We start from the raw sequence: 16,639 nt of genomic DNA, 5'->3' as shown, positions 1-16,639 counted from the left end.
CGATAGGGAAAGATTATAAATGTGAAAATATAAGTGTTTGTTTATGAGAAACAAAAATCCTAAGAATAGAAAGAGAGGAGCCTCTGCCGCAGTGGCTATACTCCTGTTAGTTGGTTCGGGATTGACCCAGTCTTGTACGCAGGATGTATTGGAGGGACAACCATTGTGGTTGGGCAATTCTATTTATGAGCAGCTCCAGAACTATGGCAATTACACCTATACGATACAACTGATTGACGATTTGGGGCAAGCGCCTGTATTGAGCCAAACGGGTAGTAAGACGCTGTTCATCGCCGACGATGCGGCTTTTGAGGAATTCTTCAGGACCAATAGCTGGGGGGTACGCAAGTATGAAGACCTGTCGACGGGGCAGAAGAAAATCCTGTTGAATGGTTCGATGATCAACAATGCCTACTTGATAGAATTGCTGAGCAACTTGAGTGGGAATCCTCCTCAGGAAGGATTGTGCATGCGTCGTGAGACTGCCGTGTCTGTATTGGACTCCGTATCGCGCATTTTGCCAGACAAGATGCCAAATACAGAATACTGGAGCCAATACAAGGGCAATGCGAGAGGCATCATCCTGCTACGTGACAATACCAGCAAACCCATGATCCATTTTCTGCCGGCGTACATGCAAACCAATAAGATTACTTCAGGAGATCTCGACATGCTTACCAATCATGAGTCCAACTCCATCGCCGATTCATGGGTAAACGGCAAGAAAGTTACGGAGAGCGACATCACCTGTAAGAATGGCTATATACATAAGGTGGACGGAGTGATGACCCCGTCGGACAATATGGCTCAGATTATCAATAGCCACGCCAATATGAGCACGTTTGCAAAAATGCTCTCTCGGTTTTCTGCGCCCTATTACGATGAGGCTGCCACTAAGGAGTATAACCGCCTCTACAACAATTCAGACTCTGTGTTCACCCTGAAATATTTTGCATCCTCAGGCAACACGGGCTACTATGGCTCACAGGCACAGGGAGAAGTCGGCATAGACCCGAAAGGTAATGTCGTAGAATCGAAACTTCTCTTTGATCCCGGATGGAACCAGTATTATACTTCAGGTTCTTCCGATAAGGACTTGCACTATGACTGTGGTGCCATAGTCGTGCCGTCCAACAAAGCACTTGACACTTGGTGGAATGCAGGCGGCAAGGTGCTTCAGGAGATGTACGGTTCTTGGGAAAACGTTCCTACCAAGGTGTTGGTGAAATTGGTCAACATCGGCATGGTCAACTCATTCTCGGAGACAGTGCCATCCAAGTTCGACAATATTGTGGACAACACCACGAAAGTGTCAATCGGCATCAAGCCGGCCAACGTGGACAGTTGTTTCATGGGCTGCAACGGAGTCGTGTACCTATCTAATAAGGTGTTTGCTCCGGCAGACTACTCATCGGTGTCTTTCCCTGCCTTGGTCAATGAAAAGACGATGAACGTCATCTACTGGGGCATCTCCGGAATCCCCAATAACTCATTTGAGCCATATCTCAACTCCATGGACTCTAAATACAGTTTCTTCATCCCTACCAATATGGCAATGCTGAACTATGTAGATCCATGCTCGTATGGTAATACGACTCAGATACTCTACCAGTTCTACTATGATGACAATACCAAGACAGTCAAAGCGCATCGTTACAAGTATGATTTGGCGAACCAGACCATTTTACCAGGAGAGAGCTTGTCCGATGCCACGGATAATCAGGTTCAGAACCGGTTGGTAGACTTGATCAACAACCTTATTGTCGTGGGTGATGTGGAAGATGGAAAGGTCTTCTACAAAACCAAGAGCGGTGGCTTCCTGAAAGTGACTAACCCTGGCGATGCAAGCATGATGACCGTAGCGGGAGGCTTACAAGAGGAGCAGGGAAGAAGTGTGAAAATTCAAAGTATTACAGACATGGGGCCGGATGGCAATGGAAAGTCGTACATACTCAACGAACAGATGCCTATGACCAGCCAGAAATCGACTTATGCGATATTGAGGGCTCACCCGGAATACACTAAGTTCTATGAATTGATGAGTGGTTCAGGTTCTGTCTCTTCTTCGGATGCTTTGATGAAGGCCAAAAGTGGTGCTTATACTTGCGCAGACATGAATATCAGCCTGTTTGATGCCTACAACTATACGGTCTATGTGCCTACCAACGAGTCAATAGAGGCATTGCATGAGCAGGGGTATCTGCCATATTGGTCAGACATAGAAGCTCTTAAGGTGGATGATTTCGGAGGTGACAATACCAAGTTCAAGAAAGCAAAAACCGCATTGTCCACCCGTATCATCAACTTCTTGAAATATCATATTCAAGACAACTCTGTGATTATTGGGGGGCCAAACAATATTGCAACAAAATATGAAACTTTTACCAACAATCCAGCTAATAAGCGATTCTATAGTGTGACTGTAACTTCAGATGATTCAGGTCTGACAGTTACAGACCAGCTGGGTGAAGTCCGAAAATTAGTCAAGACTTCTGGACTCTACAATATTCAGGGTCGTGAGTATTGGATCAAGAATAAGGATACGGACAATGATGAGATTTACAATGCTTCCGACGTAGTGGTTCACCTGATAGATGGTGCATTGCTTTACAACACTGCGCAAAAGACCAGTTGGAAAGAGGTAGCGGGACTGAAAAGTGGAACCAATGCAAAACAGAGGAGGAGGTAATATATGAAGGATAAATTAAGATATAAGATATTGGCAATCTTTTGTGCAGCCGCCTTAGGAATGTCAGCCCAGCAAATCACAGCTGTGCATGGTGTGGTGAACGATGAGTTGGGGGCTATCGCAGGTGCGTCTGTCTGTGAGATTGACGGAAACGGTCGTATCGTGGAGTCTACGATGACTGATGTCAATGGTAACTTCTCGATGAAGGTGCGCAATGCCAAGAATAAGATTCGTTTCAGCTATATAGGGTACAAGACAGTGTCCATGCCTATCAACAAGGCAGAGTATACTATAGAGCTTACTTCTGATCTTCAGTTGGAAGAGGTTACGATTACTGCCAAGAAGCGTATCAATTCGGGTGGTCTTGCCATTCCGGAGCGAGAGCTTTCCTATGCAGCCCAAACGATTTCCGCCAAGGAGTTCGAGGGATTGGGTTTGAATACTGTAGACGAGGCTTTGCAAGGTCGTATCTCGGGATTGGACATCGTTTCTGTTTCTGGTAACTTGGGTGCAGGAACCAGCATGCGGTTGCGTGGCTCCTCGTCGGTAAGTACGTTGACCAGTGACAACCCGTTGATTGTGGTGAATGGCAATACTTGGAATGTGGACATGACCAGCTTTGACGTGAAGAATGCCAACGACGAGCAGTTTTCACAGTTGTTGAACATTAACCCAGAGGATATTTCCAGCATCACAGTGTTAAAAGATGCGGCAGCTACAGCCATTTATGGCTCGCAAGGTGCCAACGGTGTCATAGAGATTACAACAAAGCGCGGCACCCGTGGTAAGCCGCAGCTCACTTATTCACTGCGTCTTACGGGTACTTACCAACCCAAGGGTTATAAGTTGCTGAACGGTAATGACTACACCATGTTATTGAAGGAAAGTTACTTCAACCCTGAACAAAGCGACAAAACCTCGAATATTCCAGAATTGAACTATGACCCCACATTCTCAGAATACGAGCAGTATAACAACAATACCGACTGGGTAGATGCAGTGACACAATTCGGTCTGCGCCAGAACCACTATTTGTCTGTGACCGGTGGTGGAGAGAAGGCCACTTTCCGTATTGCCGGCGGTTTCGACCATGAAACAGGTTCCATCATCAAGCAGCAGCTGAATCGTTTTGCTACCCGTGTGGCTTTGGACTACTATGTTAGCGACCGTATTAAAATCTCGACCAACTTCGCGATGACTTACACAAAAAACAAGAAAAACTATGATGATCTCTTGTCTATCGCGTACAAGAAGATGCCTAATATGGGCATCTACGAACAGGAACCTGTGACTGGAGTCGATACGGACAAATATTACACGATGTTGCAGTCGGCATCGTCAGTTTTCAATGACGACCAGAAAGTGTACGTAAACCCTGTGGCAAGTGCCAATCTTGCCAAGTTTGACGACCGTACTTATGACATCACCCCAGAGTTTGAACTAAACTATCACCTCTTGGGCATGGATGAGGATCATACGCAGCTAAACTGGCAAGGACGCGTCTACATGAACATCTTTAATGAGTACGTGGACAAGTTCTATCCCAACGAGCTGGTTACGACCTCATGGACAAATGGTGTGAACTCTGCCAATGCCAGTAGCAATAAGAGTACGGCTTTCAACACTAAACAAACTCTTACTTTCATCCCTGCTTTCAAAAACAAGGATCATTCCTTAATGGCGATGGCACGTTTTGAATTGACATCGGGCAGCTCCAATGGACAGTCAACGGATGGGAGTGGTCTCCCGTCAGGTGGTATTGTCAACCCGGAGTCTGGTGGTATTATTACAGGTATGAATTCCAATTTTAGTCAGTGGCGCTCGATGTTCTATACATTCTCAACCCACTACACTTACAAGGGGCGTTACATGTTTGACTTCTCCGTACGTGCAGATGGGACGACAAAGTTTGGCCCCGATCGCCGTTGGGGATATTTTCCTGCAGTATCCTTGCGGTGGAATGTTGTGGACGAGCCTTGGATGAAAGGTACAAGTGACTGGTTGTCCATGTTGAGTATTCGTCCAAGTTGGGGTGTTGTTGGTAACCAGCCTGGCTCCGACTATCTGTATGTCAGCAAGTATGTGACCGGCAGCACCTACCTGGATGCTTCCACCATGCGGCCAAGCAACTTGAAACTGACAGACTTGCGATGGGAGAAGAAAAAGTCATACAACGTGGGTATGGACTTTGGCTTCTGGCACGATAAGTTGACCGTTGCAGTCGATTGGTACAATGAGACCACCAGTGATATGTTGATGAACAATGTACGCATACCTTCCAATTCCGGTTATTATACGCTGGCATACAAGAATGTCGGTTCGATGCGCAACACAGGTTGGGAGTTGAATATCAACACCAACAAACTTGTTACTATCGGCAAGAAGTTCTGGATTGACATGAACGCAACCCTTGGCAACAACAAAAATGAGATTCTTGAAATGGATCCACAGATTCTGGAGACATTGAACTCGACCTTTGCTTATGGCAACCGTGAGACTTTGCAGCGTGTGCAGATACACAATCCGTTCGGAGCCATTTACGGGTTCCGCAGCAAGGGTGTGTATCAGTACCAGTATAATACTTTTGCCAATATGACCACCGAGGAGCAACAAGCGTTTCTCGCTTCTGGCAAGACGGCCCCAATTGCACTTGCAAACGATGGAGCGGTCATATACGACGACAAGGGCAAGCCGGTACGCATGATGTACAACTATTCCAATGGGAGTACGGCCAAGAACTACAAGTTAAAGGGAGGTGATGCCATCTACGAGGATGTGAATCATGACGGAAACGTCGATGCGCTTGATATTGTTTATTTGGGCAGCTCCTTGCCAAAACTGACAGGTGGTTTCGGTTTTAACTTCAACTACAACCGCTGGAAGCTCAATGCGCAGTTTAACTATCGCATCGGCAACAAGATTCTGAATCTGACTCGTCTGGACGCAGAGGCAATGGTCAACAACAATAACCAGAGCCAAGCCGTAAACTATCGTTGGCGCAAGGAGGGCGACATGACTTCTATTCCAAGGGCCATGTATGGTTCCACCTCCAACTACAATACACTCGTGAGCGACCGCTTTGTGGAAGAAGGCTCATTCTTGCGTCTCAACTACCTGCAGTTGTCTTATGCTTTCGACCAGAAAAGGATAAGCAAGACACTCGGCATACGCGGAATGCGATTCTACTTGAGTGCCAACAACCTTTTTTGCCTGACCAAATACACGGGTGCCGACCCAGAAGTGAGCTATGGAAGTTATGGTGCATCAATAGACAGAGGTCAAACCCCACGTGCCAAGTCTTATACATTAGGCGTAACCGTCGATTTTTAAAGGAACAACTATGAATTTGAAAAACAACATATTGACGATAAGTATGGCAGGAATGTTGAGCTTCGGCTTCAGCTCGTGCTCCGACTTCCTAACCATCCAGCCGCTCAACGAGATAGTTCAGGATCAGTTCTGGACCAACAAGAGCGACGTTGAGAACATTGTGATGGGTTGTTATGCCGACATGCGGTCGCAAACCATCATCGATAGAATGATTATCTGGGGCGAGTCGCGTTCCGACAACATGGTGGGAGGTACGAACATTGCCAACAACGAGGCACTGTCCAACATTTTTAAGGAGAATATCAATGCCAAGAATACTTACACGACATGGGGCGAGTTCTACGACATCATCAACCGCTGCAACCTGGTGTTGCTCTATGCGCCGCAAGTGGCAGAGAAAGATCCTAATTATTCGGAGAGTGACTTGAATGCAACCCGTGCTGAGGTTTCCGCCATTCGAGACTTGATGTATTTCTACCTCATCCGTACGTTCCGTGATGTGCCTTACACCACCACGGCTTTTGTGGATGACACCCAAAAGATGAACTTGCCAGCAACATCGTTCGACCAGATACTCGGCAATCTGATTGCCGATTTGGAGAGTGTGCGTCCTTATGCTGTGAGCAAGTACGAAGAGACCAAACCGCTTTACCAGCGTGGCCGAATCACCCGCGACTGTATTGATGCCGTGCTTTGTGAGATGTATCTCTGGAAACAGGACTATGCCGGTGCAGTCAAGTATGCCGACATCGTATTGGAAAGCAAAACCAGAGAATTCAAGGATTCCAAGAATTCTTCGGGCAGTTCCTACGGCAGCAACAGCAAGCTTTTTGAGGGCTACCCTTTGTTTAGTGACAGGACTGGCGAGAGGTATAATGGTTACACCTATTATAGAATCTATGGCCCCAGTGGGTCTATGGAAAATATTTTTGAGCTGCTTTTTGACAGTGATAAGAACAAGCCGTCCAATGGAAGTGTCAGCTATCTGTACGGTAACATGACCACTTTCCCAGGAATCATCAAACCTGCCAACTTTATAGCCACAGATGTGCCAGACGAACTGTTCAAGGTCTTTAAGGACAAGGATGACCTGCGTTATTATGAGAATATTGAAAAGGTGACCACTTCTATCTATGGTATAGGCAAGTATTCCAATCAAGACATTGTAGTGTCTACGAACTCGGCATCTGATGTAAAGGTAACCGGCAACCATTTTACAGAAAGCAACTGCTATGCGCCATGGATTATCTACCGCACTGCCGACATCATGCTCTTGAAGGCGGAGGCATTGGTTCAAATGGTGAGCGATGACCCACAGACCGACGAGGCGAAAACCAAGAACGACTCTCTGCTCAAGGCTGCCTACGAGTTGGTGAATGTCATAGAGAAGCGTTCTTCCAAGGCAACCAACTATACAGACATCTCTTACAATGATTATTCCAGCAAATCGCAGATGGAACAACTTGTCTTGTTGGAGCGTCAGCGCGAACTGATGTTCGAGGGCAAGCGGTGGTACGACCTTGTGCGCAAGTCCCGCAGGGATGGCAAAACCAGTTTCTTGGTCAACAAGGTGCAACAGAAAGGATCGGATAACGCTGGCGTCGTTCAGAGCAAACTGGCCAAGATGGATGCACTCTACTGGCCATACAACAGTGAAGAAATTAAGGTGAACGGCAATTTGGTGCAGAATCCGGTCTACGGCTCTGGTTCTGATGACTCATCTTACTCTACCACAAAATAATTAAAACATGAGGATTATGAACGGAAAGATAAAATATGGGCTTGCATTCCTTTTGGGGCTTGGATTGACGGGAATGACTATCACCGGTTGTTCTGACGAGCCGGACACCTCCAACTATTATACTTTCACGGGTGAGATGGTGAGCGATTACCTTAAAAGCCACAAGGATTTCAGTGAGTTCGCAAGCATTATAGAGCGTGCAGGCATGATGAAACAGATGTCGGCATACGGCGCTTACACCTGTTTTCCACCCACCAACGAAGCCATTAGCCGCTACCTAAGCAGGCGGGGCTTGTCTTCTGTCTCGGAACTTTCCAAGGCAGATTGCGACACCATCGCGCGTACCCATCTTATCAGTAATATGTACGCCACTTCCGATATGAACACAGGCGTTATCGCTAGTCCAAATATGAATCGCCGCTACATTGAGGTGAGCCATGGCCTGGACAATGACAGCAATGCCGTGGTGTTCCTAAATCGAACCTCCCATATCATCTTTGAACTGCAGGATGATTCCGTGCAGAACGGTATCATGCAGCCTGTGAGCGAGGTGCTGGAGAACAGCAACCGCATGTTGCCCGACGTAATGGAGGAGAACAAGAACATCAGCCTTTTTACCGAGGCTCTCAATGCGACGGGTTTGGCTACAATGATGAAAGAAAACTATCGTGACGCGAGCTATAATTCAGACCAGTATGCACGCTACAAGTACACTTCGCACGTGAACAAGGAAACCGCTACGGTTCCGGATACCAAGATGTTTGGTTATACGGCGTTTGTTCCTACCAATGAAGTATTGTACAAAAAGTATGGCATCAACAGCCTGCAAGCCCTTTATCATAAAGCTTGCGAAATCTACGACGTGATGTATCCTGATGATGTCAACAAAGAAGGCCATGGCTATGACCATTTGACAGACAGCATTAACCCGCTTCGCCGTTTTGTTCAGTATCACATTCTCGACCGCAAGATGCAGGGCTGGAACTACCTTACTCCGCTCAACGACATAGGCATCATGACGAACTTGATGAATCCTGTCGACTGGTATGAGACGCTGTTGCCACATACCATGCTGAAAGTTGAGAAGCTCACCATGCTGAAATATGCTGATGCTGACCAGACAAAGCAGTATTACATCAACCGTCGTCGTGACGATGAGTACAAGATTCGTGGAGCCATGGTGCAGCAGAGTGTGGAGAACGAGTATTCCAATCAGGCTATCAACGGCTGGTATTTCTATGTGGACGACATTCTTGCCTTCGACGAGACCACTCGAGACATTGTTCAGAACTGCCGTATCCGCATGGACTTTGCTACTATCTTCCCCGAGATTGAGACCAATGGCATTCGCCAGAACGGTAACGTGAAGCAGCAGGATCCAGACTATGATGAGACGGGAAAGTATGGTCGCAACTACTATTTTCCTAATGGCTATCTGAAGAATGTGAAGAGTACAGGCTATTTTGTCTACCGTCGTCCTCACGACTATTACGACTCTTACGAGGGTGATGAGTTCAACCTCTTTGGCAATTTTGACATTACTTTCAAGATACCTCCTGTTCCGTACGAAGGTGACTGGCAGATTCGCTTGGGATATGCCGCCGAGAGCACACGTGGCATAGCCCAGATTTACTTCGACGGCAAGCCTCAAGGCATTCCTTTGGATATGACCAAACTCTTGACCGATGCCTCTCTCTTGGGATCAGACTGGGTGCAGGATTACGCCAGCATGAGTGATGCAGACAAGTCTTCCGACTATAAAAACCTGAAGAACAAGGGATACTATCGGGGGGCCATGGGCGGTTACCGTTACGATGGAGCCGGAGCCAGCACATACCGTCAGTTTGTGACAGTGCAAAATACCTTGCGCCGTGTCCTGTGTACGGTTCACATCAACCCCCATGAGGATCACTACTTGCGCATACGCTGTGTGTCAACAGGCCAGACCGAGTTCGACCTCGACTATCTCGAACTGGTTCCGAAGAGCGTCTACGGAGTTTCCGACAGCAATATGGAAGACCCCCTCTAAACCTGATGCAGGCATAGAAAAACGGAAAGAAATATGACATAGAATCATCACTATATTCTATACACATGAAAATGAAGAAATCATATAAACAGCAAGCAGCGGTCGTTATCTTGGCGGCTCTGTCTTGCGCATCCTGCTCCGACAAGTGGGATGAGCATTACAGCGAGGCAAAGGATGGTGTCATCAATACCACCCTTTGGCAAGCCATAGAGAGCAAACCAGACTTGAGCCATTTTGCCAAGGTAATCAAGGCTTGCGGATATGACGCCAAGCTCGACGGAAGCCAGACCTACACCGTGTTTGCCCTGACCAACAGTGGCTTGAGTGAGAGTACGGCCGACAGTCTTGTGAACGTGTACAACAAGCAGAAGGCTGCTGGCGTGAAAGATGAAGAGAATACGGTCATCAAGCAAGTGCTGCAAAACCACATTGCACTCTACAAGAAGTCTGTGTCTACGACCACCAATGATTCCTTGAGGATGATGAATGGAAAGTACCAGATGTTTACCCCAACATCAATAGGAGGGGGAAACTTTGAGACCAAGAATGTACTTTACAACAATGGCATTCTTTATACAATAGGCAATGCGCTGTCGTATGCCCCTAACATTGCAGAATATCTGGCAACGGACGAAGAGCTGGACAGTATCAATAAGTTCGTTAAGAGTTTCGGAGTCTACGAGTTTGACGCAAGTCAAAGTGTGCCTGGAGGCATTGTTGACGGCAAGACCCAATATCTGGATTCCGTTACGGTATATAACAATGCCTTCTATACGCTCTATGGCTACATCAACAGTGAAGACTCTACTTATTGGGTGCTTGCACCTACCAATGCGGAATGGAATAGACTGGTAGAGGAGTATACGCCTTATTTCAATTATGACACTAGGGTGGACGACCGCGATTCTTTGCAGTTTACAAATGCGCGTTTGGCCATCGTCAGGTCAGCTTTCTTCAATCGTAGTGGCCAGAGTGACATAGCTTTCCAGGACTCTGCGGTGTCAACCTATGCAGAGATGCGTAAGCTGTTGTCTATAGAGTCCCACATGGGTGATGTCTTCTATAAGCCCTTTGCTTCTGGAGGAATATTCGAGGGCACAAAGGACATATCCTTAAGCAATGGACATATACGCAAGGCTTCAAATTTCCGTATCAGTAAGTTTGACACATTCTTGAAGACCATTAGTTGTGAAGCTGAGCAGACATTATACCAGGATACACTGTACAATGCCATTGATCCGATGACTGTCCGCTCTGTATTGAGCAATAATCCATTCTATGGGCAGGTGTCAGGCAACCTTTTTGTAGAGATTTCCCCAGATGCCTTGGGTGCTCAGCCTTCGGTGACATTCAAGATACCTGACGTGCTGTCCAATGTGGCGTACGACATTTATGCTATCTTCGTTCCGGCACTGGCCTACGACACCCTTGCTACGGAAGACCAACGCCTTCCTGTAAAGTTCAGGGCGCAGGTGGGCTATCAGCAAAGTGGTGTAACCAAATGGGAACGCAACGCAAGTTTCACAACTAAGGCTGATGTGATCGATACCATCAAGATCAAGAGCAACTATAAGTTCAAGACTGCTTCATGGGGACTAAGTGATTATCAGGCAAAGGTGAAAATTTACACGGATGTGCCGACAAATCAGACATCCAAGTACCAGACCACGATGCGTATCGACTGCATCATCGTGAAACCGCATGACGCTCCGGTGAGTGAAGCCAAGGAGTACAAGGTAACCTATTGATTTCACTTAATATGTTTATACAATGAAAAGATATATACTGTTTGGTTTGTCGGCCTTAATGATCGGCACCAATACAATGATGGCGCAAGAGGCGGAGACCGTCAACTCCAAAGATACGAAGTCTCTGAAAACAGCCAAGCAATATCCCACACGAAAGGTTAAGGGACGTGTGCTCAGCTCCGCAACCAACTTGCCAGTTTCCGGTGCCTTGGTGAGTGTGGGTGAGATGCAGGGATACAGCGTGCTTACCAATGACAAAGGTGAGTATGAACTCAACGTTCCAGAGTTTGCATCAACCTTGCAGGTGACGGCCCCAGACTACAATCTGGTCAAGATAGGATTGTTGCGTGGTGACAGTCAGCGTGACATCAAGCTCTATTCTTCTGCTTTCTCCTCAGAATACATTTTTGGAACCAACGTTACGGGACAACAGGCGGCCTCGGGTTTCCAGTATTCCAATGCGGTGAGTGTAGAGGACGAAATCCAGAAGCGCATGGGTGCAGAAGTACATACGGTAGCCCGTAATGGCAATGCAGGCACGGGAAGCGTGATGTTTATAAACGGTCTGAACTCCCTCAATGTCAATGCACAACCCTTGGTTGTCGTTGATGGTGTCATCATAGAGCAACAGTATGGACGCATGATGCTCCATGATGGTTTCTACAACAATATTCTCAACAACATTTCGCCGACCGATATAGAGAAAGTAACCGTTCTCCGCAATGGAACGGCTCTCTATGGTGCAAAGGGAGCCAACGGAGTCATCATCATCGAGACCCGGCGTAGTCATAGTATGGCAACGCGTATCACTGCCAGTCTGTCGGCAGGTGTCGTGATGCAGCCCAAGTTCTATGACATGATGAATGCCACACAGTACAAGAGCTATGCTTCCGACATGCTCTCGACGACCAACACCATGATGACGAGTTTCAAATTCCTTAACGATGACCCGTCTTATTACTATTATCCACAGTATCACAACAATACTGACTGGAAGAAAGGCGTGTACCGCACGGCACTAACCCAGAACTACAACATCAATGTAGAGGGTGGTGACAATGTTGCCGACTATAACTTGAGTCTTGGATATATCAGCAACCAGACCACATTGAAGTGTAACAATCTCAATCGACTGAACATACGGTTCAATGCAGACATCCATCTCACCGAAAAATTCAGCATGCGTTTCGATGCTTCTTTTGCCAATCAGACTCGAAACATCCGTAATGACGGAGCACCGGAGGGTTATAATGAGGGAACTCCAACCTCACCGGCTTTCCTGGCATATGTCAAGAGTCCTATGCTCAGCCCTTATGCTTACGCCAATGGTATCTTGAGCCACAGCTATTTGGATGTGGATGCAGAATCTTACCTTGATGAGGCTTTATCGGGCTATAAGAATTACAACTACAAGCTGGGCAATCCTTATGCCATCAATGAGTATGCTGATGCAGAGAACAAGAACCGTTGGGAGAACTCAATGGTAAACTTGGCTGTTACGCCTAAGTTCCAATTCAACAAGCATCTCTGTCTGAGCGAGCATTTCAGCTACAATTTGGTGAACACCAATGAGAAGTTTTATATTCCTATTAGTGGTGTACCCAATTACTATGTAAGCAGTGTGGGAGGCTTTCGTGAGAACGAGGTGCGTTCGCTGTTTTCCAAGCAGAACTCTGTGATGAGCGATACGCGTTTGGATTGGAACAACAGATATGGCCCCCACGCCATCTATGCTTTTGCCGGGGCGCGTATCAATTGGGAAAGCTATACGCTCAACACTCAGTTGGGATATAACACCGGTAACGATAAGACTCCGTTTATCTCCAGCTCTTTATTGAATATCAAGACCACTGGTGCCAATGACAACTGGACTTCCATTGCCTGGTATGCGCAAGCAGAATACAATTACTTGCAGCGTTACTATCTGCAAGGCAACTTGACGGCCGAGGCTTCCTCACGCTTTGGCAAGGACGCAGACGGTGCATTGAAGGCTTTCAACGCTGCATGGGGCATCTTCCCTGGTATTCAGGCATCATGGGTCATCAGCAATGAAACGTGGTTTGCCAACGTGTCGGCAGTCAATTACTTGAAGTTGAGCGCAGGTTATGACGTGAGTGGTAATGACGATATAGATTATTATGCTGCCCGTAGCTTCTTCTCTTCCACCAAGTATTTGCAGAGTGTGTCAGGATTGACCTTTGAGAATATCGGCAACAACCACCTGAAGTGGGAAACCACCAGGCGCTGGAACATCGGGTTGGAGACCAACTTGTTCAACAACCGTCTGAATCTCCGCTTCAATTATTTCAACAGCCGCACCGAAGACATATTGACTTATCAGTCGCTCAACTATGTTTCTGGTATAGAGAAGAACTGGTGCAATAGCGGCTCTCTCAAGAACAACGGCTTTGATGTCACGGCAAAGGGCAAGCTCGTCAATGCGAAAGACTTCAGTTGGGAACTGGGGGCAAGTGTAGGACACTACAAGAATGAAATTGTGTCCTTGTCGGAAGGACAAACTCATCTCGATAACACGGTGTATGGAGCAACCATTCGTACACAGGTGGGCAGTGCTGCCAACCTGTTCTATGGTTACCGTACCGCAGGTGTGTACAGCACAAGCGAGGAGGCCAAGTCCGATGGACTTTATGTAATGGGAAGCAACGGAATAGACAAAAACTACTTTGGTGCCGGCGACATGAAGTTTGTGGACAAGGACAAAAACCATGTCATCAATGAGAACGACCGTGATATTATCGGTGACCCCAACCCTGACATCTATGGTAACATCTTCACATCGTTTGCCTACAAGCGTTTCCGCCTCGACATGAACTTCAACTACAGCTTGGGCAATGACGTGTACAACTACATGCGCCAACAGCTTGAATCGGGCTGCAGGTTCATGAACCAGACCTTGGCCATGACCAACCGCTGGCAGAACGAAGGCCAGGTGACCAAAATGCCAAAGGCAACTTTCCAAGACCCGATGGGCAACTCTCGTTTCAGCGACAGATGGATCGAGGATGGAAGCTACATCCGACTGAAGACCGTGACATTGAGCTACACCTTGCCGGTCAACTCGACCTTGCTTCAAGGATTCCAGTTCTGGGTGCAGGCCAACAATCTGTTCACGCTGACCAAATATCTTGGAAGCGATCCTGAATTTACGATGACAAACAGTGTCGTCGGTCAGGGCATAGACCTTGGCCAGTTGCCGCAGAGCTGCAATATTGTGGCTGGTGTCAAAATCAATCTCTAACCGTTGCACAAGCATATAGAAAACTTTAAAAAGCAAACGATATGAAAAAGATATTATATATCATCCTAATGGTATTGTGTGGAGGGCTGGGACAAGTGCTTGTTTCATGCGGTGACTTGCTCGACCAGAAGTCGGATCGTGTGATCTATTCCGACAAGGAGCACCTCAACAACGCTTCTGATACCCTTTATTCCGTAATCGGCATCATGAACAAGATACAGGCCTTGGCAGACCGCACTGTCCTCTTGGGAGAATTGCGTGGCGACCTGGTGGATGTGCGTAGCAACACTTCTGCCGATTTGAGAGAGATTTCCAACTTCAATGTCTCGACCGACAATCAATACAACTCGCCCCGCGACTATTATATGGTCATCAACAACTGCAACTATTTCCTTGCCAATGCGGACACTGCTTTGAAGAACAACAGAAACGAATATATCTTCCGCAAGGAGTATGCCGCAGTAAAGGCATTCCGGGCTTGGACATATTTGCAGTTGGTGCTCAACTACGGCAAGGTGCCACTCGTTACGGAGCCTGTCTTGACCAAGGACGACAACGACAAGCAGTATGAGATGAAAGACATCAAAGGCATCTGTGAGTATTTCATCAACGACATCGCACCTTACGCAGATGTGGAGCGCCCCAGCTATGGTACAATCCGTAGCAATGATTCACGTCTCTTCTTCTTCCCAATCTACGTATTGATGGGAGACTTGAATCTCTGGGCCGGCAACTATCGTCAGGCAGCATGGTGCTACTATAAATACATTTCCACTCGCAACGGGGCGAACTCGGCCTATCCAATAGGAGGTTACCAAGTCTCATGGATGAAAGGCGATACCAAGTGGAAAACCACATTAGGTACATGGAGAACCCATTGTTTCTATACAGAGAGCATAGCCGACGATTCAGAGGTTATCACGGTGATTCCTGGCGACTCCATACCATCAGAGGGCAACTATAGCCATTTGCAGAATTATTTTAATGCAAGGGAAAGTAACAATTATCAGGCTTCCATTGTATCTTCGCAGGCATTGAGAAATTTGTCGGGAGTGCAGAAGTATTGCCATGTCAACTCTGCCAATGAAATCGTATACGCACCCGACAATCTGGTAGACGATAAGAGTGGCGACCTTCGCTATTCAGATTTTTATACGGAAAGGTCTGTAAACGTAGCGGTAAGCGGTGCAAAAGTAGACAAACTCATAGAATGCCAGAAGTATAGCGGACGCAATGTGCGCATCTACAGATGTGCCATGGTGTATCTCCGTTTGGCAGAGGCTCTGAACCGTGCCGGCTTCCCTCGTTTTGCATTCTCCATTCTGAAGACAGGGGTAAACAATAACGTTATAGAAAACGACATTATTCCATATTATCCGGAGGAAGAGGCTTTCTTGAAACAGTTTGATTTCCCTACAAGTAAGTATATCCTCAGAACAAAGGCGAACGCTTCCACGGAGAATACGATAGGTATTCATTCTCGTGGGGCAGGTTGGACGGAATACAACGACTATTACCTCTACCCGGAACGTGATACGGCGGAAGAGGAACAGAATGCCGTTGAAGACCTCATCATGGACGAGTGTGCCTTGGAGTGTGCCTTTGAGGGAACCCGATTCTATGACTTGATGCGTGTGGCTTTGCGCCGCAACGCCCCTTCTTATCTTGCTGACAGGGTATATGCGCGACGGGGAGCAGAAAAATTGGCTGAGATGCAAGGTATAATTGCCGTCGACCTAAAGAATCCCAACAACTGGTATCTCAATTGGGACAATCAGTTGGGATTGTCAATCACGAAATAAGTACTATTATAAACAAAGAGGAGGACTAAAAGACACAACCC

General features: G+C 47.0%; 7 protein-coding genes. All 7 read left to right on the top strand.

Annotated features, from left to right (window positions below; all coding sequences use genetic code 11):
* Positions 1-43 precede the first annotated feature (43 nt).
* The 7 genes from L888_RS0104515 (at position 44) to L888_RS0104485 (ending at position 16,598) form a co-directional block, all read left to right on the top strand.
* On the top strand, positions 44-2,689 hold the full coding sequence (locus L888_RS0104515; protein ID WP_027952018.1) for a fasciclin domain-containing protein: 2,646 nt from the start codon (positions 44-46) through the stop codon (positions 2,687-2,689).
* A 3-nt stretch (positions 2,690-2,692) separates the two neighbouring features.
* Positions 2,693-6,019: a SusC/RagA family TonB-linked outer membrane protein gene (locus L888_RS0104510; protein WP_027952017.1), complete on the top strand. Its 3,327-nt coding sequence runs from the start codon at positions 2,693-2,695 to the stop codon at positions 6,017-6,019.
* A gap of 10 nt (positions 6,020-6,029) precedes the next feature.
* Positions 6,030-7,760 (top strand): RagB/SusD family nutrient uptake outer membrane protein, encoded by a 1,731-nt coding sequence (locus tag L888_RS0104505; RefSeq protein ID WP_027952016.1) that lies wholly within the window; start codon positions 6,030-6,032, stop codon positions 7,758-7,760.
* 16 nt (positions 7,761-7,776) lie between these two features.
* Positions 7,777-9,789, top strand: a complete 2,013-nt coding sequence (locus L888_RS0104500) for a fasciclin domain-containing protein (protein ID WP_245594820.1) — start codon at positions 7,777-7,779, stop codon at positions 9,787-9,789.
* A gap of 65 nt (positions 9,790-9,854) precedes the next feature.
* Positions 9,855-11,537, top strand: coding sequence for a fasciclin domain-containing protein (locus L888_RS0104495; RefSeq protein WP_027952014.1), 1,683 nt, complete (start codon positions 9,855-9,857; stop codon positions 11,535-11,537).
* Between the two features lie 22 nt (positions 11,538-11,559).
* A complete protein-coding gene (locus L888_RS0104490) occupies positions 11,560-14,796 on the top strand; it encodes a SusC/RagA family TonB-linked outer membrane protein (RefSeq protein WP_044248624.1) in 3,237 nt (1,078 codons plus the stop codon).
* Between the two features lie 41 nt (positions 14,797-14,837).
* Positions 14,838-16,598: a RagB/SusD family nutrient uptake outer membrane protein gene (locus tag L888_RS0104485; RefSeq protein ID WP_027952012.1), complete on the top strand. Its 1,761-nt coding sequence runs from the start codon at positions 14,838-14,840 to the stop codon at positions 16,596-16,598.
* The last annotated feature ends 41 nt before the right edge of the window (positions 16,599-16,639 follow it).

Origin of the sequence: Hallella seregens ATCC 51272 (genome assembly GCF_000518545.1) — a bacterium.
GTDB classification, from domain to species: domain Bacteria; phylum Bacteroidota; class Bacteroidia; order Bacteroidales; family Bacteroidaceae; genus Prevotella; species Prevotella seregens.
The sequence above is the reverse complement of the archived record's forward strand: the minus strand, read 5'-3'. Positions and strand labels throughout refer to the sequence as shown.

Coding starts and splice junctions, on each gene's coding strand:
- L888_RS0104500 (WP_245594820.1), top strand. CDS start 7,777: ATGAACGGAAAGATAAAATATGGGCTTGCATTCCTTTTGGGGCTTGGA.
- L888_RS0104505 (WP_027952016.1), top strand. CDS start 6,030: ATGAATTTGAAAAACAACATATTGACGATAAGTATGGCAGGAATGTTG.
- L888_RS0104490 (WP_044248624.1), top strand. CDS start 11,560: ATGAAAAGATATATACTGTTTGGTTTGTCGGCCTTAATGATCGGCACC.
- L888_RS0104510 (WP_027952017.1), top strand. CDS start 2,693: ATGAAGGATAAATTAAGATATAAGATATTGGCAATCTTTTGTGCAGCC.
- L888_RS0104485 (WP_027952012.1), top strand. CDS start 14,838: ATGAAAAAGATATTATATATCATCCTAATGGTATTGTGTGGAGGGCTG.
- L888_RS0104495 (WP_027952014.1), top strand. CDS start 9,855: ATGAAAATGAAGAAATCATATAAACAGCAAGCAGCGGTCGTTATCTTG.
- L888_RS0104515 (WP_027952018.1), top strand. CDS start 44: ATGAGAAACAAAAATCCTAAGAATAGAAAGAGAGGAGCCTCTGCCGCA.